The 22,529-nt window shown below is 45.2% G+C and carries 20 protein-coding genes; 10 read left to right on the forward strand and 10 right to left on the reverse strand.

All coding sequences use genetic code 11. From position 1 onward, the window contains the following. Window positions 1-135 precede the first annotated feature (135 nt). Window positions 136-1,023 carry a carboxylating nicotinate-nucleotide diphosphorylase gene (gene nadC, locus L3V27_RS17805; RefSeq protein ID WP_237312431.1) on the reverse strand — a complete coding sequence of 296 codons (888 nt, stop codon included), beginning with the start codon at window positions 1,021-1,023 and terminating at the stop codon, window positions 136-138. Window positions 1,024-1,115: 92 nt separating this feature from the next. Here nadC and ampD point away from each other — a divergent pair, with 92 nt between their 5' ends. The 5 genes from ampD (at window position 1,116) to lpdA (ending at window position 9,162) form a co-directional block, all read left to right on the forward strand. After that, entirely contained in the window at window positions 1,116-1,667 is a 552-nt protein-coding gene (gene ampD, locus L3V27_RS17810; protein ID WP_046875077.1) for a 1,6-anhydro-N-acetylmuramyl-L-alanine amidase AmpD, read from the forward strand. Window positions 1,668-2,072: 405 nt separating this feature from the next. Next, window positions 2,073-2,840: a pyruvate dehydrogenase complex transcriptional repressor PdhR gene (gene pdhR / locus L3V27_RS17815; protein WP_005396680.1), complete on the forward strand. Its 768-nt coding sequence runs from the start codon at window positions 2,073-2,075 to the stop codon at window positions 2,838-2,840. Between the two features lie 48 nt (window positions 2,841-2,888). Next, window positions 2,889-5,552 carry a pyruvate dehydrogenase (acetyl-transferring), homodimeric type gene (gene aceE, locus L3V27_RS17820; RefSeq protein ID WP_005396679.1) on the forward strand — a complete coding sequence of 888 codons (2,664 nt, stop codon included), beginning with the start codon at window positions 2,889-2,891 and terminating at the stop codon, window positions 5,550-5,552. A 19-nt stretch (window positions 5,553-5,571) separates the two neighbouring features. Further along, window positions 5,572-7,467, forward strand: a complete 1,896-nt coding sequence (gene aceF, locus L3V27_RS17825) for a pyruvate dehydrogenase complex dihydrolipoyllysine-residue acetyltransferase (RefSeq protein WP_237312433.1) — start codon at window positions 5,572-5,574, stop codon at window positions 7,465-7,467. A 267-nt stretch (window positions 7,468-7,734) separates the two neighbouring features. Then, a complete protein-coding gene (gene lpdA, locus L3V27_RS17830; RefSeq protein WP_005379993.1) occupies window positions 7,735-9,162 on the forward strand; it encodes a dihydrolipoyl dehydrogenase in 1,428 nt (475 codons plus the stop codon). Between the two features lie 146 nt (window positions 9,163-9,308). Here the strand turns inward: lpdA and opaR are convergent, their stop codons facing one another. Then, window positions 9,309-9,923 (reverse strand): transcriptional regulator OpaR, encoded by a 615-nt coding sequence (gene opaR, locus L3V27_RS17835; protein ID WP_031780576.1) that lies wholly within the window; start codon window positions 9,921-9,923, stop codon window positions 9,309-9,311. A 318-nt stretch (window positions 9,924-10,241) separates the two neighbouring features. Here opaR and hpt point away from each other — a divergent pair, with 318 nt between their 5' ends. Continuing rightward, window positions 10,242-10,772 carry a hypoxanthine phosphoribosyltransferase gene (gene hpt, locus L3V27_RS17840; RefSeq protein ID WP_005379995.1) on the forward strand — a complete coding sequence of 177 codons (531 nt, stop codon included), beginning with the start codon at window positions 10,242-10,244 and terminating at the stop codon, window positions 10,770-10,772. 77 nt (window positions 10,773-10,849) lie between these two features. Here the strand turns inward: hpt and can are convergent, their stop codons facing one another. Further along, window positions 10,850-11,518 (reverse strand): carbonate dehydratase, encoded by a 669-nt coding sequence (can, locus tag L3V27_RS17845; RefSeq protein WP_005379996.1) that lies wholly within the window; start codon window positions 11,516-11,518, stop codon window positions 10,850-10,852. Window positions 11,519-11,795: 277 nt separating this feature from the next. On the opposite strand from can, the gene L3V27_RS17850 reads away from it, so the two are divergent. From L3V27_RS17850 to L3V27_RS17865, 4 genes are all read left to right on the forward strand, one after another. Continuing rightward, window positions 11,796-13,466 (forward strand): SulP family inorganic anion transporter, encoded by a 1,671-nt coding sequence (locus L3V27_RS17850; RefSeq protein WP_237312435.1) that lies wholly within the window; start codon window positions 11,796-11,798, stop codon window positions 13,464-13,466. Window positions 13,467-13,718: 252 nt separating this feature from the next. Then, on the forward strand, window positions 13,719-14,636 hold the full coding sequence (locus L3V27_RS17855) for an ABC transporter ATP-binding protein (protein ID WP_047008973.1): 918 nt from the start codon (window positions 13,719-13,721) through the stop codon (window positions 14,634-14,636). Continuing rightward, window positions 14,637-15,407 carry an ABC transporter permease gene (locus L3V27_RS17860; RefSeq protein ID WP_005396714.1) on the forward strand — a complete coding sequence of 257 codons (771 nt, stop codon included), beginning with the start codon at window positions 14,637-14,639 and terminating at the stop codon, window positions 15,405-15,407. Between the two features lie 127 nt (window positions 15,408-15,534). After that, entirely contained in the window at window positions 15,535-16,464 is a 930-nt protein-coding gene (locus L3V27_RS17865) for a Kdo(2)-lipid IV(A) acyltransferase (RefSeq protein ID WP_104970935.1), read from the forward strand. A gap of 55 nt (window positions 16,465-16,519) precedes the next feature. On the opposite strand, the gene panC is transcribed toward L3V27_RS17865, so the two are convergent. The 7 genes from panC to sfsA form a co-directional block, all read right to left on the reverse strand. Then, window positions 16,520-17,425 (reverse strand): pantoate--beta-alanine ligase, encoded by a 906-nt coding sequence (panC, locus tag L3V27_RS17870; protein ID WP_167426254.1) that lies wholly within the window; start codon window positions 17,423-17,425, stop codon window positions 16,520-16,522. Between the two features lie 11 nt (window positions 17,426-17,436). Continuing rightward, window positions 17,437-18,231, reverse strand: coding sequence for a 3-methyl-2-oxobutanoate hydroxymethyltransferase (gene panB, locus L3V27_RS17875; protein WP_005396718.1), 795 nt, complete (start codon window positions 18,229-18,231; stop codon window positions 17,437-17,439). A gap of 24 nt (window positions 18,232-18,255) precedes the next feature. Then, window positions 18,256-18,741, reverse strand: a complete 486-nt coding sequence (gene folK / locus L3V27_RS17880) for a 2-amino-4-hydroxy-6-hydroxymethyldihydropteridine diphosphokinase (RefSeq protein WP_005396720.1) — start codon at window positions 18,739-18,741, stop codon at window positions 18,256-18,258. After that, on the reverse strand, window positions 18,738-20,105 hold the full coding sequence (gene pcnB / locus L3V27_RS17885; protein WP_046875073.1) for a polynucleotide adenylyltransferase PcnB: 1,368 nt from the start codon (window positions 20,103-20,105) through the stop codon (window positions 18,738-18,740). The genes folK and pcnB overlap by 4 nt, the downstream gene beginning before the upstream one ends. Window positions 20,106-20,206: 101 nt before the next feature. Continuing rightward, window positions 20,207-21,070 carry a tRNA glutamyl-Q(34) synthetase GluQRS gene (gene gluQRS, locus L3V27_RS17890; RefSeq protein ID WP_237312437.1) on the reverse strand — a complete coding sequence of 288 codons (864 nt, stop codon included), beginning with the start codon at window positions 21,068-21,070 and terminating at the stop codon, window positions 20,207-20,209. Between the two features lie 96 nt (window positions 21,071-21,166). Then, window positions 21,167-21,613 (reverse strand): RNA polymerase-binding protein DksA, encoded by a 447-nt coding sequence (dksA, locus tag L3V27_RS17895; protein ID WP_005386584.1) that lies wholly within the window; start codon window positions 21,611-21,613, stop codon window positions 21,167-21,169. 136 nt (window positions 21,614-21,749) lie between these two features. Beyond that, a complete protein-coding gene (sfsA, locus tag L3V27_RS17900; RefSeq protein ID WP_006743318.1) occupies window positions 21,750-22,466 on the reverse strand; it encodes a DNA/RNA nuclease SfsA in 717 nt (238 codons plus the stop codon). Window positions 22,467-22,529 lie beyond the last annotated feature (63 nt).

Genomic DNA, 22,529 nt, shown 5'->3' on the forward strand with positions numbered 1-22,529 from the left:
CATATCGTATGCAGAGTTTTGCGAGTAGCACTATTTTTTTAGTGGATAAAAGAAAGGGCCAATAGGCCCTTTTTAATGATGAGTTACTCACAACTCACTGAGTTAGTTGAAGTAATTTGAAATTTATTGCTTTTATTATTTGAAGCGCATCGAAAGATCCATCGCTTTTAGATGCTTAGTCAACGCGCCTACCGAAATGTAATCGACACCGGTTTCTGCGTATTCTGCGATGGTCTCTAGCGTAATGTTGCCGGAGTTTTCTAAAGCGGCACGACCTGCGTTAATCGCGACGGCTTCACGCATCATTTCTTTTGTGAAGTTATCTAGCATGATGATGTCGGCACCGGCGTTTATCGCTTGTTTTAACTCTTCTAAGCTTTCCGTTTCTACTTCTACCGGTTTGCCTGGGTTAAGCTCTTTCGCTTTTTGGATGGCTTGGGTGATGCCACCACAAGCAATAATATGGTTTTCTTTAATGAGGTAAGCATCGAACACGCCGATTCGATGATTAAAGCCACCACCACATGTCACGGCGTATTTTAGTGCGCTACGCAGGCCAGGAATGGTTTTGCGTGTGTCTAGTAGACGACACTCAGTATGCGCGATTTTTTCAGCGTACTCTGCGGTAACTGTTGCGCAGCCAGACAGCGTTTGGATGAAGTTCATTGCGTTACGCTCACCAGTCAACAAGTCACGAGCGGGGCCTGTCAGCGTGCAAAGGGTTTGGTTAGGTTCGACTTTATCGCCGTCCTTTACGTGCCATTCAATGCTGACCTCGCCACCGAGCTGCTTAAAAACTTCATCTGCCCATGCTTGACCACAGAATACACCATGCTCACGAGTAATAATCGTTGCAGTATTAACCGCCTCGGCAGGGATCAAAGATGCAGTAATGTCGTTATCTGCGTCGACATTGCCACCTAGATCTTCTTTTAAGGTATCAGCGACAGAGCGAGTGATCTCTAAAGGGAGTTGTTGTTTAAGGTATTCTAGGCGTTCTTGAATGTTGTGTGTGTTCTTCATCGCAAATCTTGTCTTGAAAGGGAGATGGCAACGAATGATACTCTCCGGTGTCAATAATTTCAGCAGTTAATTTGCAAAGTAGAGAGGTTGATATGCGCCCAATTATCGAGAATGGCTGGCTGACACAGGCAAAGCATGTTCCGTCACCATTTTTTGATGCCCGCTCTGATATAAACGACATCTCTCTGCTAGTGGTACACAACATCAGTTTGCCTCCTGGGCAGTTTGGTGGGCCGTATATAGAGGACTTCTTCACTGGCAAGCTAGACCCCAATGCACATCCATTTTTTGAAGTTATTCACAAAATGGGCGTTTCTGCACATTGCTTGATTAAGAGAAATGGCGAGGTTGTTCAATTTGTTTCTTTTCTCGATAGAGCATGGCATGCCGGTCAATCCAGTTTCGCGGGCAGAGAGCGTTGTAATGACTATTCCATTGGTATCGAGCTTGAAGGGACAGAGTTTACTGCCTACACAGAAGCGCAATATCAATCACTTGCAGAGATCACTGAGGTGATTATGCAGTCTTATCCCCACATCACCCTGCCACGAATTACCGGTCATCAATATATTGCGCCCTTGAGAAAAAGCGATCCTGGTCTAAGCTTTGATTGGGTGAAATATAGACAGCTTATACAGCGTTGATTTGTAGCGAAAGTGTAAATTCAAAAAAGCGAAATAAATAAGGCATACGATCAGGTATGCCTTTTTTTGATACCAGAAATATTAATGATTGTTAAAAGTTAACTACATTTTTACGCTCGTATACGCCGTTTTGGTGAAGAAATAGACTGATAATTTTGTCATTTTCTGTATTTCTTTTCCAAAATTGCTAGCACGTCGACTTCCCATTTGTATGCTTTATGTAATTGGTCATACCAATTCTATTGCTGTTTTAACAGTCGATTGTTATCAGAGTGTTGGAAGTAAGCTCGTTCTATGATTTAGGTCAATTTTCGGCTGGACAGTGGCGTTTTAATTATGTTAATTTCTGCACCAACTTAAAATTGGTATTACCAATTACCTGCAAGAGTAGAAGAACAATAAATTATGGCTTATCAAAGGATTCGTCAGCCAAAACTCTCTGATGTTATAGAACAAGAGTTAGAAAGGTTGATAGTGGAAGGAACATTGTCTCCGGGGCAACAACTGCCTCCAGAGCGTGAACTGGCAAGACAGTTCGATGTGTCTCGTCCTTCAGTCCGAGAAGCCATTCAACGCTTAGAAGCGAAGCGTTTGTTAACTCGTCGCCAAGGTGGCGGAACATTCGTAAGTGAGAATATCTGGAAGAGCTTTTCAGATCCCTTGTTGAATTTGTTGTCTAGTCATTCTGAAACCCAGCTTGATGTGCTTGAGTCTCGTCATGCAATGGAAGGAATTTCAGCTTACTTTGCAGCTTTACGTGGTACCGAAGAAGATTTTGCGCGTATTCAAGGTTGCCTTGAGCGCATTAGCCAAGAGCAAGCAAACAACGATATCGAAGCTGAATCTGCGGAAGTGATGCAATTTTTGATCGCTTTGACAGAAGCCGCGCACAACGTGGTTTTGTTGCACATTGTTCGAAGCTTAGCACCTTTGCTTGAGCAAAATATTCTACAAAATTTTAAATTACTACGTCGCCGCCCAGAAGCGGTCGAGAAAGTCAGTAAACACCGAGCCAATATCGTGGATGCGATTGTTTCTGGTCAGCCTGAAAAGGCGCGAGAAATGTCCCACTCGCACTTGGCTTACATCGAAGAAACATTGTTGGATTTGACTCGAGAAGAGTCTCGACGAGAGCGTTCTCTACGTCGAATTCAGCAGGGTAATGACTCGTAAGAGCGTTACTTAAATAAGTAGATCCAACCAACAGAAGGATAGATCGCCATGTCTGATATGAAGCATGACGTAGATGCACTGGAAACTCAAGAATGGCTACAAGCGCTTGAGTCAGTTGTACGTGAAGAAGGTCTAGAGCGTGCTCAATTCCTATTAGAGCAAGTTCTAGATAAAGCACGTCTAGACGGTGTTGATATGCCAACAGGTATCACAACTAACTACATCAACACGATTCCTGCAGACCAAGAACCAGCATACCCAGGTGACACAACACTTGAGCGTCGTATTCGCTCAATTATTCGTTGGAACGCTATCATGATCGTTCTACGTGCATCTAAGAAAGACCTAGAGCTAGGCGGCCACATGGCGTCTTTCCAGTCTTCTGCTGCGTTCTACGAGACATGTTTCAACCACTTCTTCCGTGCGCCAAACGAGAAGGACGGTGGCGACCTAGTTTACTACCAAGGTCACATTTCACCAGGTATCTACTCACGTGCATTCGTTGAAGGTCGTCTAACTGAAGAGCAGCTAGACAACTTCCGTCAAGAAGTAGACGGCAAAGGTATTCCTTCATACCCGCACCCTAAACTGATGCCTGAATTCTGGCAATTCCCGACAGTATCGATGGGCCTAGGTCCAATCGCTTCTATCTACCAAGCTCGTTTCCTTAAGTACCTAGAAGGCCGTGGTCTTAAAGATACTTCAGAGCAGCGCGTTTACGCGTTCCTAGGTGACGGTGAGATGGATGAGCCAGAATCACGTGGTGCTATCTCTTTCGCTGCGCGTGAGAAACTAGACAACCTATGTTTCCTAATCAACTGTAACCTACAGCGTCTAGATGGCCCTGTAATGGGTAACGGTAAGATCATTCAAGAACTTGAAGGTCTGTTCAAAGGTGCTGGTTGGAACGTAGTGAAGGTAATCTGGGGTAACAACTGGGATTCACTACTAGCTAAAGATACTTCTGGTAAGCTTCTACAGCTTATGAACGAAACGATCGACGGCGACTACCAAACATTCAAATCTAAAGATGGCGCGTACGTACGTGAGCACTTCTTTGGTAAATACCCAGAGACAGCGGCACTTGTTGCTGACATGACTGATGACGAAATCTTCGCACTTAAGCGTGGTGGTCACGAGTCTTCTAAGCTATACGCGGCATACAAAAACGCGGCAGAAACTAAAGGTCGTCCAACAGTAATCCTAGCTAAGACTGTTAAAGGTTACGGCATGGGTGAAGCGGCTGAAGGTAAGAACATCGCGCACCAAGTTAAGAAGATGGACATGACTCACGTACTACACCTACGTGATCGTCTAGGTCTTCAAGACATCCTAACTGACGAAGCTGTGAAAGAACTTCCGTACCTGAAACTTGAAGAAGGTTCAAAAGAGTACGAATACCTACACGCTCGTCGTAAAGCGCTGCACGGCTACACACCACAGCGTCTACCAAAATTCACTCAAGAATTCATCGTTCCTGAGCTAGAAGAATTCAAGCCACTACTAGAAGAACAGAAGCGTGATATCTCTTCTACTATGGCATTCGTACGTGCACTAAACGTTCTACTTAAGAACAAGAACATTGGTAAGAACATCGTTCCTATCATTGCTGACGAAGCACGTACATTCGGTATGGAAGGTCTGTTCCGTCAAATCGGTATCTACAACCCGCACGGCCAAACTTACACACCAGAAGACCGTGGCGTTGTTTCTTACTACAAAGAAGCGACTTCAGGTCAGGTTCTACAAGAAGGTATCAACGAGCTAGGTGCTATGTCTTCATGGGTTGCTGCTGCGACTTCATACTCGACAAACGACCTACCAATGATTCCGTTCTACATCTACTACTCAATGTTCGGCTTCCAACGTGTTGGCGACATGGCGTGGATGGCTGGTGACCAACAAGCACGTGGTTTCCTACTTGGTGCAACTGCGGGTCGTACAACGTTGAACGGTGAAGGTCTACAGCACGAAGACGGTCACTCGCACATTTTGGCGGGTACGGTTCCTAACTGTATTTCTTACGACCCAACATTCGCGTACGAAGTAGCAGTAATCATGCAAGACGGTATCCGTCGCATGTACGGTCCAGAACAAGAAAACGTGTTCTACTACCTAACGCTAATGAACGAAAACTACGCAATGCCAGCAATGCCAGAAGGCGCTGAAGAAGGCATCCGTAAAGGTATCTACAAGCTAGAAACTTACACTGGCGACAAAGCGAAAGTTCAGCTAATGAGCTCTGGTACTATCATGAATGAAGTACGTAAAGCAGCTCAAATCCTAAGCGAAGATTACGGTGTTGCTTCTGATGTTTACTCTGTAACGTCATTCAACGAACTAACTCGCGATGGTCAAGATGCAGAGCGTTTCAACATGCTTCACCCAGAAGCGGAAGCGAAAGTACCTTACATCCAAACAGTAATGGGTACTGAGCCTGCAATCGCAGCAACTGACTACATGAAGAACTACGCAGAGCAGGTTCGTGCATACATTCCTGCTGAGTCTTTCAAAGTTCTTGGTACTGATGGCTTCGGTCGTTCAGACAGCCGTGAAAACCTACGTCGTCACTTCGAAGTGAACGCAGGTTACGTAGTAGTAGCAGCGCTAACTGAACTAGCGAAACGTGGCGAAGTTGAGAAATCTGTAGTTGCAGAAGCAATTAAGAAATTCGACATCGACACAGAGAAAACAAACCCGCTATACGCTTAATTAAGAAGGTAGATAAGAAATGGCAATCGAAATTAATGTACCAGACATCGGTGCGGATGAGGTTGAAGTTACTGAGATTCTTGTAAGCGTTGGCGACAAGGTTGAAGAAGAGCAGTCTCTGATCACAGTTGAAGGCGATAAAGCTTCTATGGAAGTTCCTGCTTCTCAAGCGGGTATCGTTAAAGAAATCAAAGTTGCAGAAGGCGATAAGGTTTCTACTGGTTCTCTAATCATGATTTTCGAAGCCGAGGGTGCAGCTGACGCTGCACCTGCTCCTGCGGCAGAAGCAGCTCCAGCAGCAGCTCCAGCTCCAGCAGCAGCGGCAGCAGAACTAAAAGAAGTTCACGTACCAGACATCGGTGGTGATGAAGTAGAAGTTACTGAAATCATGGTTGCCGTTGGTGACAGCATCGAAGAAGAGCAATCTCTTCTAACTGTTGAAGGCGACAAAGCTTCTATGGAAGTTCCAGCGCCATTCGCAGGTACGCTAAAAGAGATCAAAGTTGCAGCTGGCGATAAAGTATCGACTGGCTCACTTATCATGGTATTCGAAACAGCAGGTTCAGGCGCTCCAGTAGCACCAGCGGCAGCTGAAGCTCCTGCGGCAGCAGCTCCAGCAGCGTCTGCGGCAAAAGAAGTGAACGTTCCAGATATCGGCGGCGACGAAGTTGAAGTTACTGAGATCATGGTTGCCGTTGGCGACACAGTGGAAGAAGAGCAATCTCTAATCACTGTTGAAGGTGACAAAGCTTCTATGGAAGTTCCTGCACCATTTGCTGGTACGGTTAAAGAAATCAAGATTGCAGCTGGCGACAAAGTGTCTACTGGCTCACTAATCATGGTATTCGAAGTGGCGGGCGCAGCACCTGCTCCTGCAGCGGCTCCAGCTCAAGCGACAGCACCTGCAGCTCCAGCTCCTAAAGCAGAAGCTCCAGCGGCAGCAGCTCCAGCAGCGACTGGCGATTTCAAAGAAAACGATGAGTACGCTCATGCGTCTCCAGTTGTTCGTCGTCTAGCGCGTGAGTTTGGCGTTAATCTTTCTAAGGTTAAAGGTTCTGGTCGTAAGAGCCGTATCCTAAAAGAAGACGTTCAAGCTTACGTGAAAGATGCACTTAAGCGTCTTGAGTCTGGCGCAGGTGCAGCAGCATCTGGTAAAGGCGACGGCGCGGCTCTTGGTCTACTACCATGGCCAAAAGTGGACTTCAGCAAGTTTGGTGAGACAGAAGTTCAACCGCTATCTCGCATTAAGAAGATCTCTGGTGCAAACCTACACCGTAACTGGGTAATGATCCCGCACGTTACACAGTGGGATAACGCAGACATCACGGCTCTTGAAGCATTCCGTAAAGAGCAAAACGCGATTGAAGCGAAGAAAGACACTGGCATGAAGATCACGCCACTTGTGTTCATCATGAAAGCGGTAGCTAAAGCGCTTGAAGCGTTCCCTGCGTTCAACTCTTCTCTATCAGAAGACGGTGAGAGCCTAATTCTGAAGAAATACGTGAATGTTGGTATCGCGGTAGATACACCAAATGGTCTAGTTGTTCCTGTATTTAAAGACGTGAACAAGAAAGGCATCTACGAGCTATCTGAAGAGCTAATGGCTGTTTCTAAGAAAGCACGTGCAGGCAAGCTAACTGCTGCTGACATGCAAGGTGGCTGTTTCACTATCTCTAGCCTAGGCGGTATCGGCGGTACGGCGTTTACTCCAATCGTAAACGCGCCAGAAGTTGGTATCCTAGGTGTGTCTAAGTCAGAAATGAAACCGGTATGGAACGGTAAAGAGTTCGAACCGCGTCTACAACTTCCACTATCTCTATCATACGACCACCGTGTGATCGATGGTGCTGAAGGGGCGCGCTTCATCACTTACCTAAACTCATGTCTATCTGACATTCGTCGTCTAGTTCTGTAATAGAAATTAGATGAATGAGAGGCGGCAACTTAGCCGCCTCTGCTAATCATAATTACCGACAATTTGGTTATCAGCCTTGCTTCGTTCAGGGTTTTCACAATCGAATTGTTGTCTAGCTCACAGGCTAAATTGATTTACTTTTCACACCATTAACATCTCTGTAAACTGTTAGCGGTCTGAAAATAACTGTTTAAAACAAATCTCTCTTAAACATAAAAAATCGATACCCACTCAGCCTGTTAGGGATAATGACTACAAGAGGTCAAAATGAGCAAAGAAATTAAAGCCCAAGTTGTTGTACTTGGTTCTGGTCCTGCTGGTTACTCCGCTGCATTCCGTTGTGCGGACTTAGGTCTTGAAACTGTACTAGTTGAACGTTACAGCACGCTTGGCGGTGTATGTCTGAACGTGGGTTGTATCCCATCTAAAGCACTGCTTCACGTTTCTAAAGTAATTGAGGAAGCGAAAGCGATGGCTGACCACGGCGTTGTGTTCGGTGAGCCTCAAACAGACATCAGCAAAATCCGCATCTGGAAAGAAAAAGTTGTTAACCAACTAACTGGCGGCCTAAGCGGCATGGCTAAGATGCGTAACGTTACAGTAGTTAACGGTTACGGTAAGTTCACTGGCCCTAACTCTATCCTTGTAGAAGGCGAAGGTGAGCCAACAGTTGTTAACTTTGACAATGCAATCGTTGCGGCTGGTTCTCGTCCAATCAAACTGCCATTTATCCCGCATGAAGACCCACGTATTTGGGACTCTACTGACGCTCTTGAACTAAAAGAAGTGCCAGAAAAACTGCTTATCATGGGTGGTGGTATCATCGGTCTAGAAATGGGTACGGTTTACCACTCTCTAGGTTCTAAAGTTGAAGTTGTTGAAATGTTTGACCAGGTAATTCCTGCAGCAGACAAAGATATCGTGAAAGTATTTACTAAGCGTATCAAAGACAAGTTCAAGCTAATGCTAGAAACGAAAGTAACAGCAGTTGAAGCAAAAGAAGACGGTATCTACGTTTCAATGGAAGGCAAGAAAGCGCCAGCTGAAGCTGAGCGTTACGATGCGGTTCTAGTTGCTATCGGTCGTGTACCAAATGGTAAGCTAATCGACGGTGAAAAAGCGGGTCTAGAAATTGACGAGCGTGGCTTCATTAACGTTGATAAGCAAATGCGTACTAACGTTCCTCACATCTTCGCGATCGGTGATATCGTTGGTCAACCAATGCTTGCTCACAAAGGTGTGCATGAAGGTCACGTAGCAGCTGAAGTTATCTCTGGTAAGAAGCACTACTTCGACCCTAAAGTTATCCCTTCAATTGCGTACACTGAGCCAGAAGTAGCTTGGGTTGGTAAGACTGAAAAAGAAGCGAAAGAAGAAGGCATCAAGTACGAAGTGGCGACATTCCCATGGGCAGCATCAGGTCGTGCAATCGCATCTGACTGTGCAGACGGTATGACTAAGCTAATCTTCGACAAAGAAACTCACCGCGTAATCGGTGGTGCTATCGTTGGTACTAACGGTGGTGAACTACTTGGTGAAATCGGCCTTGCAATTGAGATGGGCTGTGATGCAGAAGATATCGCTCTGACTATCCACGCTCACCCAACTCTACATGAGTCTGTAGGTCTAGCTGCTGAAGTATTTGAAGGTTCAATCACTGACCTGCCAAACAAAAAAGCAGTTAAGAAGAAGTAAGCTTTTTCTGACTGAATGATAGAAACCGCTGCATTGCAGCGGTTTTTTTATGCTTGTTAGTTAGGAATATAAAACGTGTGTTCAGCTGACAGCTGACAATAAAAAGCCCACCAAACGGTGGGCTGACATATATTGCGAGTTAAGCTTTAGTGTTCACGGTTGTAAATGCAAAGCATGTCTAAGTATGAACTAACAAGGTGCTTAAGTTCCGCTTCACTTTTTGCACGGTTCGCTTGGACAAACAGTGAGTAACAAATACCGTGGAACAAGTTTGCCAAGTGTTCTGAATCGTGTTGGTCACACACTTCGCCGCGTTCAATCGCTTTAATGAACATGTTTTGTACCAGCAACTGGTTAGTACGGTTAGTTGAAACAAACAATGGCCATACTTCATCACGTGTTGAAGCACTCCACTCGAACCAAACTTTTAGCCAGTGACAATCTTGGCTGACAAGCTCGATCATCGCATTAGTAATATTGGCGATGTTTTCACGCGCGTGTAGGTCTAAGTCAATGTTATCCGATAGGAAGTTCGAGAACTGACGTACGACGTGGTTGAGTACTTCATCCACTAAGTCTTCACGAGTCGGGAAGTAGTTAAAAACGGTCGCCACAGAAACTTGAGCAATTTCTGCGATATCTGCATGACCACCACGACCGATGCCGCGGCGCGCAAACACTTCCAATGCGATTTCCATTAACTGTTGCTTACGCTTAATCGGGGAAAGCCTAGTTCTAGGTCTCTTTGCAATTGAGTCCATATCCATTTTCCTTGCCATTTGAGTTGATATTGGGGGTAACCCCCTAATTGATTATTTTAATAGTTGCTTAAAGCAGTGATGAGTGTAATGGTGCATATCAACAAGGTCAACATCTGTAGAACAATTTATATACAGTAATGTCATTATTATTGATAAATTTAGCTATGAACTTTATAAAACTAAGACCTTCTTCCAAGATTTTTTGGCAACAGGATGTGACTTTCAACCCAATGAACGTGGTGATACACTACACGCCGTAAGATTAGGTGATCGTTTGCGTGCGACTTACCTCAACCCACAAATTAGATTGAGCACAGTATGAAACATACAATAGAAGTCATGATTTCTGAGCAAGAAGTTCAGGAACGAGTTCGTGAATTAGGCAAACAAATTACAGAGCGTTATCAAGGTAGTGAAGATCTTGTGTTGGTAGGCTTATTGCGTGGCTCATTTGTATTTATGGCAGACTTGGCACGTGCTATCGAACTGACTCACCAAGTTGATTTTATGACAGCGTCAAGCTACGGCAACACAATGGAAAGTTCACGTGACGTTCGTATCTTGAAAGATTTGGATGATGACATCAAAGGCAAAGACATTTTGCTTGTTGAAGACATCATTGATACAGGTAACACACTAAATAAAATCCGTGAGATCTTATCGCTGCGTGAGCCGAAGTCTATCGCGATTTGTACGCTCCTAGATAAGCCATCTCGTCGTGAAGTGAATGTTCCTGTGGATTGGATTGGTTTCGAAATCCCAGATGAGTTTGTCGTTGGTGTGGGTATTGATTACGCGCAGAAATACCGCCACTTACCATACATCGGTAAAGTTGTACCTCAAGAATAATCATTGAGAGCAGCATTAAAAATACAAAAAAACGCCCATCTCAGATGGGCGTTTTTTGTTCAACTTTTAGATGTAGCTTAGCGACAAAGCAGCTTATTGTCTGTATTTAGAATCGTCGAAAGGGCTTTCTGATAAGACGCTTCTACGGTTTCCTTAGAGTTAGAACGAATGCCTAAGTACTCTAAACGACCATCTTCAATGCCGTATACCACGCCATGAATTTCAACATCTTGCCCACGCTCCCAAGCGTTTTGCAGGATGGTTGAGTTACCCAAGTTGTACACTTGCTCTGCAACATTAAGCTCGCCTAGTTTATCCGCTCGATCTTGCTGCGGCATTTGATCTAGGTAAGTGCGGTGTTTGAAATAGATATCTCTGATATGTAACAGCCAATTATTAATAAGACCTAGCTTAGGGTTATCAATGGCAGCGTTTACGCCACCACAGCCATAGTGTCCACAGACAATGATGTGCTTAACCTTAAGAACGTCTACGGCGTATTGAACGACGGACAGACAGTTGAGATCAGTATGGATGACTTGGTTTGCAACATTCCGATGAACGAATAGTTCACCCGAGTATAGTCCGGTTAGTCGCTCGGCAGGGACACGGCTATCAGAACAGCCAATCCAAAGAAAATCGGGCTTTTGACCCTCTGCGAGTTTTGCGAAGTATTCAGGTCGATCAGATTTGATCTCTTGAGACCATTTTGAATTGTTTTCAAATAACTGTTTAATTTCCGGCATCTTGCAAACTACTTCCCTTAAAAGACAAAAGCGCTGCCGCTTATATGAACATGCAAGCGATCAGTGTTGTAACTATACACAATGTTACAATTTCGATCCCGTTAAATATTCGTCAGACAGGACTCATCTGACTAGTTTTCATCAATAAAAACGTAAAATTAGGCCTAATTATTTGTGGTGTGAATTTAGCCTTAATCTATTTATGGTTTAAATTTTCGCCTGGCTCGTTAAAGTAATGACATTTTACTTTTTAAAATTGAATGCAGGGAAATCAGCAGTGTTCGGTAGTCGTTTTGAAGATATTAATTTCAAAGGGGATGTATTTGGCGGGGTAACCACGGCGATTATCTCTCTTCCTTTGGCGTTAGCGTTCGGTGTTGCATCCGGTGCAGGGGCAGAAGCAGGCCTCTGGGGCGCAATAATGGTCGGTTTGTTTGCTTCGTTGTTTGGTGGTTCTAATACGTTAATATCAGAACCAACAGGGCCAATGACGGTAATCATGACCGCTGTGTTAACCAGTATGATGGCGAAGTATCCAGAAACGGGCATGGCCATGACCTTCACGGTTGTTATGATGGCTGGCGCGTTCCAAATCCTATTAGGGACGTTAAAACTGGGTAAATACGTTACCTTGATGCCTTATAGCGTGATTTCGGGCTTTATGTCAGGGATTGGCGTGATTCTTATCATTTTGCAGCTATCACCTTTGATGGGGCATGCCGCGCCTTCTGGAGGAGTGCTCGGAACATTATCTGCTTTGCCGGAGACCATTTCTAACCTCAAGTTCAGTGAACTGTTTTTAGGTCTACTGACTTTGGGGATTCTCTTTTTCTTCCCTAAGCAATATCGAAAATATGTACCAGCGCAACTCGTGGCATTGGTTGCGGTGACTTTGTTGTCTGTGATGTTCTTCGATACGGAAGATATTCGTCGTATCGGTGAAATCCCGGCTGGATTGCCTTCTCTCGTTGCGCCTCATATTGATCCAGATATGTTTGTTGAGATGGTTATTGATGCGTTGGTGCTCGGCACCTTAGGTTGTATCGATACTTTGTTGACGGCGGTTATCGGTGACTCCTTGACTCGTAAAGAGCACGACTCAGACAAAGAACTGCGAGGCCAAGGTCTTGCCAACATGATCTCAGGCTTGTTCGGTGCACTACCTGGAGCGGGCGCAACGATGGGCACGGTGACTAACATTCAAGTTGGGGCTCGTTCGCCATTGTCCGGTGTGATTCGTGCACTTATGCTTGCATTGGTCGTATTGGTTGCTGGTGGATTAACGGAGCCGATCCCAATGGCTGTGTTGGCTGGCATTGCAGTATATGTCGGCTTTAACATTTTGGATTGGAGTTTTATTCAACGAGCACACAAGGTTAGCTTTTCCGGAATGGCGGTAATGTATGGCGTTATGTTGCTCACAGTGTTCGTTGATCTTATCGTTGCCGTGGGCTTGGGCGTCTTTATTTCCAACATTATTATCATTGAGCGTCTGAGCCGAGAGCAGGCGAGACAAGTGAAAGCGATCAGTGACGCGGATGAAGACGATGTGCCGCTAACTGACAGCGAGCGTGGCTTGCTTGATCGCGCCAATGGCAAAGTACTGTTCTTTTATCTTTCGGGCCCAATGATCTTCAGTGTTTCTAAGGCAATTTCACGCCAGCACTCCAGTATTTCGGATTATGATGTGATGATTCTCGATCTTACCGATGTACCTATGATTGATGTTACTGTCGGTTTAGCGTTAGAAAACGCGATTAAAGATGCGCTCGATGCTAATTGTGCCGTGTATTTGTTGTGTCCAAATGAGCGCACGCGAGAACAGCTAGAAAAGTTCCACGTTATTGATCTTGTCCCGAATTACAATATGTACCAATTCCGTTATGAAGCATTGAATGCGGCGGTAGCACATGTCGAGGCGGACCAGTATCAGCGTATAACGGCGTAATCACTCTGATCGTTAAAAACGCAACAGCGCTCTGTTGCGTTTTTTATTCCCTAACTTTTCCTTACTTGCAGATAACCTTTACGTTGATAGGGACTATATTTCCAATATTATCGAAAGGTTTAATTGTAATCATCGTTATTCAACGATAAACTGATGGACCTCCAGTACAATACCCAAGGCGATTTCGTAGTAAACCGCTGATAAACATCGAGTCGGTATTAGTAATCACAAACAAACGGCAATCACGACCTTATGTACGCATTAGAAATTGAACAGCTGCGCAAGACGTATGCAGGTGGCTTTGAGGCGTTAAAAGGTATTAGTCTCCAAGTGAAAAAGGGTGACTTCTACGCGCTTCTGGGTCCCAATGGTGCAGGAAAATCGACCACGATCGGCATCATCTCTTCCTTAGTGAACAAAACTTCTGGGACGACGAAAGTCTTCGGTTATGACATTGATACCGACCTTGAGTTGGCCAAACAGAATTTAGGCTTGGTGCCACAAGAGTTCAACTTCAATCAGTTTGAAACTGTTGAACAAATCGTGATGCAGCAAGCGGGCTATTACGGTGTGTCTAAAGTATTAGCCAAAGAACGAGCTGAAAAGTACCTGAAAAAACTCGATTTATGGGAAAAACGTAAAGAGCGTGCCCGTAATTTATCTGGCGGGATGAAGCGCCGTTTGATGATCGCCCGAGCTTTGATGCACGAGCCGCAGTTGCTCATTTTGGATGAACCAACGGCTGGGGTGGACATTGAACTACGCCGCTCAATGTGGGAATTTCTGAAAGAGATCAACCAAGAGCAAGGGATTACGATTATTTTGACGACGCACTACCTAGAAGAAGCGGAGATGCTGTGTCGAAATATCGGCATTATCAACCGGGGTGAGTTGATTGAAAACACCACCATGAAGGCGTTGCTAGGTAAGTTAAGCGTCGAGACATTTATCCTAGACATTGAATCTGAAGGCGAGGTGCCTGAGCTTGAAGGCGTCAATCGACAAAGTATTGTTGATGGCTCTTTAGAGATAGAGCTAGATAAAAGCCAAGGATTGAATTCAGTGTTCAGTCAGTTAACAGAGCATGGTATTAGAGTTCTTTCAATGCGTAACAAAGCCAACCGACTGGAAGAGTTGTTTGTCAGCATTGTAAGAGAGGGGAGTAAGTAAATGTACGGTTTATATTGGACGGCATTTCGTAGCTTGCTGAGCAAAGAGATCACCCGTTTTACGCGTATTTGGGTGCAAACTTTAGTTCCGCCTGCAATCACAATGACACTGTATTTCATCATTTTCGGTAATCTTATTGGCTCTCGAATCGGTGAGATGAGCGGCTTTAGCTACATGGAGTACATAGTTCCAGGTTTGATCATGATGTCGGTGATCACCAATTCATACTCGAATGTGGCGTCTTCGTTCTTTAGTGCAAAACTACAGAAGAACATTGAAGAGCTGCTGGTGGCACCGGTGCCAAATTACGTGATTATTGCTGGATACGTAATGGGCGGTGTGACTCGAGGTTTGTTAGTAGGCGCTATTGTTACCTGTGTGTCTCTATTGTTTGTGGATCTGCAAGTTGAACACTGGGGTATTATTGTTGCGACCGTCTTCATGACATCCGTTGTATTTGCTCTAGGCGGGCTGATCAATGCGGTCTATGCAAAAACGTTTGATGATATTTCGATCATTCCTACATTTGTGTTGACCCCGTTAACCTACTTGGGTGGTGTTTTTTATTCCATCAGCTTACTGCCTGAATTTTGGCAAGGTGTCTCTAAGATTAACCCAATCGTCTACATGGTGAATGCGTTCCGTTATGGTTTTTTAGGCGTATCGGATGTAGGTATTGTCACTTCATTCAGTGTGCTTGCGGTGTTTGTGATAGCGCTGTATGCCGTTGCTCATTACTTAGTAACGAAAGGTATTGGGCTAAGAAGCTAAGACTCTCCCACACAACAAAGAGCAGCGAATCATGCTGCTCTTTGGCATGCATAACAATACATACCCATACAATCTTTCAGTTTTTATCATGATAGGTTTCAATCATTTGTAATAAATGAGTGATCCTATGAATATTGTCCCGCCGCCGCCTTTCTCCTATCAGTTACTTAAGCCCAAATATTGGTCTGTATGGCTGGCATTTGGATCTTTAGCGATTCTTGTTAATGTACTGCCATACATAGTATTGCGAATCTTAGGTAGAAGCATCGGTTGTGTTGCGATGCATGTAATGAAGCGCCGACACAAGATCGCTCTGCGTAATCTCCAGCTGTGTTTCCCTGATTTTACGGATTGGCAATGTAAGGACGTAGTACGAAAAAACTTTCAATATACGGGAATGGCGATCATCGAAACGGGGATCGCCTGGTTTTGGCCAGATTGGCGGATACGTCGGATAACCTCTACTGTTGGGAAAGATCGTTTACTCGCTGAGGAAAAGAATGGCCGTGGTGTGTTGGTGGTGTGCAGTCACCATTTAAACTTGGAGATAACCGCTCGTATTTTTAGCCAGTTTGCCAAAGGTTACGGTGTGTATCGCCCAAATTCGAATCCTGCTTATGAGTTTATTCAACATCGAGGTCGAACTCGTTTTGGGCATCAAATGATTGATCGAAAAGACGTGAAATCAATGCTCAAAGTTCTGAAAAATGGTCATCGACTTTGGTATTTGCCCGACCATGATTATGGCGTTAGCCATTCTGTTTTTGCGCCGTTCTTTGCTGTTGAACAAGCCGCGAGTACCGTGGGCTCTAGTGTGCTTATAGACGCAACAAAGTGTGCGGTCATATCTGGCGTCACAGTGAGCAAGAATCACCATTACACGTTGTATATTGGAAAAGATATCAGTGAGCGTTTCGAGAGGCGTAATGCGATTAAAGCGGCAAGTATCTTGAACCAAGAGCTTGAGAAAATGATAAAACGTGATATTCCAGCGTGGATGTGGCTGCACAAGCGGTTTAAAACACGTCCTGAAGGATTAGATTGCGTCTATACGTAGAAAATAAAAAAGGTCGACTGAGAGTCGACCTTTTTACGTCTTGATAGCTCAGAGCTTACTCTGCGCTCTCTGAGTTTGTATTACTAGAGTCTGCTTCTTCCTTCGCTTCGACAACCATATCTACCGTTTGATTATCGATAAGACGAGCTTTGCCTAAGAACGCAGACATCAGAATGACGGCTTGTGTCGTTTCTGACGTGATCACTTGTAAAGTACGAGCATCACGAATGAAGATCTCATCAGGATGCAAACCAGCAGCTCGCAGTTGGTCGCTCGCATCTTCGATGATCGATGCGTAGTCATCACGGCCGCCACGAATGGCACTACTGATCCAACGCATTGTACGAGCAAGCACTGGCGCACGCTGGCGCTCATCCAGCGTGAGTAAGCCATTGCGAGAGCTCATAGCTAACCCGTCCATTTCACGTACGGTTGGTACACCAATGATTTCAATGTCCATCGCAAGATCGACAACCATCTTGCGGATAACCGCAAGTTGTTGAAAATCTTTCTCACCAAAACAGGCCACATCTGGCTGAACGATGTTAAATAGCTTGTTTACGATGGTTGTGACGCCACGGAAATGACCTGGGCGTGAAGCCCCTTCGAGAATTGTCGATAGACCCGGAACATCAACAAACGTTTGTTTATCAAGCCCTTCAGGATAGATAACTTCTGGTGTTGGCGTAAATACCACATCGACCCCTTCAGAGGTCAACTTGCTTAAGTCTTCCTCTAGCGTACGTGGGTAATTATTTAAATCGTCTGCACGATCAAACTGCATCGGGTTAACAAAGATGCTTACGACAACGATATCAGCGTATTCGCGTGCTTTACGCACTAAAGTTAAGTGACCTTCGTGAAGGTTGCCCATGGTTGGGACAAACGCAATTTTACGACCTTCACGTTTAAAGGTTTTAAGGTGTTCACGAACTGCTGAGATTTCCGCAAAAGTTTGCATGCATTTATCCTCTAGGCAATGGTATGAGCGTCGTCTGGGAATACACCGTTGGCTACATCTTCAATATATTTAGCAACGGCTTTGCGCATATCACCTGTTTCAGCAAGAAAGTTTTTGGAGAATTTCGGCATGTAGTTGGCAGAGATACCGAACATATCATGCATCACGAGAATTTGACCATCTGTCACGTTACCAGCTCCAATACCGATAACAGGCACGTCGAGCACTTGCGTAATACGCTCAGCAAGCTCAGCAGGCACGCACTCTAGTAAGACGATTTGAGCGCCTGCTTCTTGCAGTGCTAACGCATCTTTCACCATGCGGTCCGCTTTTTCTTGATCGCGACCTTGAACTTTGTAACCACCAAAAATATTCACGGCTTGAGGAGTTAAACCAAGGTGAGCACAAACTGGAACCGAGCGTTCAGTGAGCATTTTTACAGTGTCGACTAGCCAGTCACCACCTTCAATTTTCACCATATTGGCACCCGCACGCATCAGTGTAGCCGCATTTTCGCAAGCTTGCTCTGGCGTGGTGTAGCTCATGAATGGCATGTCAGCCATCAACAAACAATTTGGGCTACCTGCGCGTACGCAACGAGTATGGTAAGCGATATCATCGACCGTTACTGGCAGAGTATCGTTGTGACCTTGCAAAACCATACCTAGAGAATCACCAACAAGAAGTACTGGCATTTCTTGGCTTTCAAACAGTTGGGCAAAGCTCGCATCATAAGCGGTTGAAGTAGCAAATTTACGACCTTCTTGCTTCCACTTGATTAGGTCGTTGATGGTCATTTTTTTCATGGTTTTATCCTTACTAGGAGTTGGCTATGACTGCCAGATACTGAGGCCGTTTCTATCTACTTGTTCCAGTAGTTTAGAGACCTCGGTCCCATCGGGGAGTTGTAAACTTGGTGCAATTTCCGCAAGAGGGTAGAGTACGAATTCACGCTCTTTCATTCCATAATGAGGAACGATCAGCCTCTCGGAATTAATCACCTCATTGCCATAAAGAACAATGTCGAGGTCCAAGGTTCTTGGTCCCCAACGTTCGTCTTTACGGACACGCCCTTGTTCTTGCTCAATGGCTTGTGTGCAATCGAGCAATTCAAGAGGCGTCAAACTGGTGTTAATCGACACAACCGCATTAATGTAATCCGGTTGGTTTTGTGGTCCCATTGGCGTGCTGCTGTATAGCGAAGAAGCCTGAACAAACTCTGATTTAGGCAGCGTTTTTAACGCTTCAATCGCTTGCTTCGCTTGGCTGACAGGATCAGCCAAGTTACTGCCTACCGCAATGTACGCTGTGATCATGACTTAGGCTTACTCTTTTTCTTGCGATAGGTTTTACGGCGGCGCTGACCACTCTTCGGTGATTGACCGTCTAGGTCGGCAGCCATTGCTTGACGCATTTCTCGGCCTGCATTTTGGAAAGTTTCCCACCACTTGGCAAGCTTCTGAGTGTCACCACCTTCAATTTCACCGCGCATTTCAAGAAAATCAAAGCCAGCTCTAAATTTATTGAGCTCCATAAGACGGAATGCACGTTTACCGTTACGTCGAGGAAGGCGCAGCTGCAGCTGCCAAATCTCGCGAATGGTTGCGGTGTGGCGTCTTGGAATGGCAATTGTACGAACTTGTTCATCAAGAATGATGTTACTCGCTTCCATAATAGCGTCGTAATGGCCTAGGTTGCGCTCTTCCATCAGTTCATCGGCTTTCGCACACAGTGGGTACCACAGCATTGCAGCAAACATAAATGCTGGATTGATGCGTTTCCCATCTTCGATGCGCATGTCGGTAGAATCTAGGACAAGATCCAACATTTGCTCAGTGTGAGAGGAGTAATCTTCTGTAAAGTGCGCTGCAATCGTCGGGAATAGCTGTTGGAATAAGTTGTACTCACGCAGTAGGTGGTAGGTTTCTAGGCCATGACCGGATTGCAATAACTTGAGTGACTCTTCAAAAAGACGCGCTGACGGAATGTCACCGAGCAACGGTGCCATGTGTTCGATTGGTGCCGCGGTGTCTTCTTCAATATCAAAGTCCAGTTTTACTGCGAAGCGAACTGCACGCAACATACGTACTGGGTCTTCACGGTAGCGTGTTTCTGGATCGCCAATCAGCCGAATGAGGCGATCTTCTAAATCCTCAATACCACGTGCGTAGTCGTGAATCGAGTAATCCGCGATGTTGTAGTACATCGAGTTAATCGTGAAATCACGGCGCTCAGCATCTTCATCGATGGTGCCGTAGACATTGTCCCGCAGCAGCATTCCTTCTTTCGATTGCTGAGAGATGCTCTTATTCTTTTGCTCTTGGTGGTGACCGCGGAATGTCGCTACTTCAATGATATCTCGGCCAAACATAATATGAGCCAAGCGGAAGCGGCGACCAATCAAACGGCAGTTACGAAATAGCTGTTTGATCTGTTCCGGCGTTGCGTTGGTCGCAATGTCAAAATCTTTTGGTTTCTGTCCAAGCAGTAAGTCTCGAACCCCGCCACCCACAAGAAAAGCATCGAAACCAGCACCATTTAGGCGGTACAGTACCTTCAGTGCATTATCACTGATCTGCTTACGCGAAATGTTGTGCTCTTCACGAGTTATTACATTGAGAGCGAGCTCTGGAATAGTGGCAGGTTCGCTTGGTGTATAGTCGTTTGTATTCATGTGCATCTGGCAATAACTGGGTTTAGTCCAATCTTGCTTTGGTTAGTTTTTGCGCCTCTAGGGCCTAATTTGCGGCTAATGATAGCCTACACAATGCCATTTGAGAATCACGGTGTGATCTCGATCTCTGTTGGAAGCTGTTCCAAGCGCCAGTTTTCGCAGCCCCAACGAAGAATCTCTTCTATGTTGGCCGCTCTTATGGCTTCCGGTATCTCGAACCCCAAAAATGTCATGGCGCGTAATAGAGTAGGCTTTGGTGTTTCTATATCAATAGCCGTCGCGTGATTTTGTTTCGACAGTTTATTGCCGTTGTTGTCCATCGCCAATGGTAAATGCAAGTAGCTTACTTCAGGCTGCCCAAGTATCTGGTACAGACTGATTTGACGCCCTGTTGGCTCGATTAAGTCTGCACCACGCACGACTTCGGTGACGCCTTGGTCGATGTCGTCCAATACTACCGCAAGATTATAAGCAAATAATCCATCTCGACGTTTAATAATGAAATCTTCATTAACGAGTTGCTCTGGAATCTTAATTGTTCCACGCTTCTGATCGAAGAAATGAGCGACAGGCTTGGTCATTTTTAGGCGAATCGCGCCGTCTTTCAAGTTTTTATCGCGGCAATTGCCAGGATAAAACCCGCCATGCTCTTTAATTTGCTTTCGAGTACATTGGCAATAATAGGCCTCACCATTTTCGAGCCATGTGTTTATTTGGGCTTGGTAAAGATCATGACGTTCACTCTGGTATACCACCTCTCCATCCCAATGCAGCTGATAGGCTTTGAGCGCATCTAGGATAAGTTGCGCCGCACCTGGCATTTCTCTTGGTGGGTCCAAGTCCTCAATACGTACTAACCAGGTTCCGTTGTGTGCTTTCGCTTGAAAATAGCTGCCAAGAGCGGCAATCAGTGAACCAAAATGTAAAGGACCAGAAGGAGATGGGGCGAATCGACCTACATAGCGTGTCATGCGTGTATCTCGAATTTAGTAAACAAATGGGATGCAAAGGTAGTCAAAACAAAAAGGGAGCCTGAGCTCCCTTCAATAATCATAATGCTTGGTTGATTAACCTTGCATTTGCTTCTCTTTGATTTCTGCAAGTGTTTTACAGTCAATACATAGGTCAGCGGTTGGACGTGCTTCAAGACGGCGAACGCCAATCTCTACGCCACAAGACTCACAGAAGCCAAAATCGTCTTCTTTGATTTTATCCAAAGTCTTTTCAATCTTCTTGATCAAACGGCGTTCGCGGTCGCGGTTACGCAGTTCTAGGCTGAACTCTTCCTCTTGAGAGGCGCGGTCAACTGGATCTGGGAAGTTTGCTGCTTCGTCCTGCATGTGGTGAACGGTACGATCCACTTCAGCTCTCAGCTGGTCGCGCCAAGCTGTTAAGATTTTCGTAAAGTGTTCAACCTGCTCTGGTGACATGTACTCTTCACCAGGTTTTTCCTGATATGGCTCCACGCCGGCAATGGCTAGGATGCCTATCGTTTTCTTCTTTGATTCTGGCATACAGCATCTCCTACTTACACCTAGTCAACTGCTACGCAGTCAATTTAAGGCGGGTATCTATAGCAAAAAGAGGCGGTGCAAGCAAATACTGAATCGCAAAGTTATCGTCAATGTGAAGACGACATCATTTTTTCTCTTAATTGATAAAATCAATAGCGGAAATCAGCTTCATTCCAGTATCGCTCAGTTCAGCTTTGTAGCAGAGAACTTCCACTCCAGCGTCTTGTGCTTGTTTGAGTAATAGTGAATATTTCGCGTCTATATGGTGCGCCGCGGATACTTTTTCAATACCTGAATGTAAAACAGTGAATAAAAGTATGGCTCTACTTCCATTTTGTGCCATTTCTGTGAGCTCTCTCAGGTGCTTTTGTCCCCGAGTCGTGACCGCATCTGGGAAGTATCCTTGTCCAGTAGAGTCGGTCTCATCAAGAAGAGTGACGCTTTTCACTTCTATATAGCACTTTGGCTTGTTGTCTGCGCTGAGCAAGATATCAATTCGGCTATTTTCATTACCGTATTTCACCTCAGTTTGAAGTGTGTCATAACCACAAAGCTCTGAAATGACATTATTTTCAATAGCCTCAACGGCTAATTGGTTGGCGCGCGCGGTATTGATACAAATGCGGTGGCCTTGTTCGGTTTCACTCAACTCCCAACTATTGGGATATTTTCGTTTCGGGTTGTCGGAAGTGGAAAACCAAACTTTGTTTCCGGGTGTCGCACAACCTGTCATAGCGCCAGTGTTTGCGCAGTGGATAGTACGAACTTCACCGGTATCGAGTTCGATATCGGCAAGAAAGCGTTTATAGCGTTTGAGTAGAGTGGCGGACTCTAAAGCGGGTGTGAAATGCATTTGCTTATTTAGACAAAAATTTTTTTATGTACAATGTTGCCACCATTACACCACAAGGTATTT

This window comes from Vibrio sp. J2-3(2022), from assembly GCF_021725735.1.
GTDB classification, from domain to species: Bacteria; Pseudomonadota; Gammaproteobacteria; order Enterobacterales; family Vibrionaceae; genus Vibrio; species Vibrio diabolicus.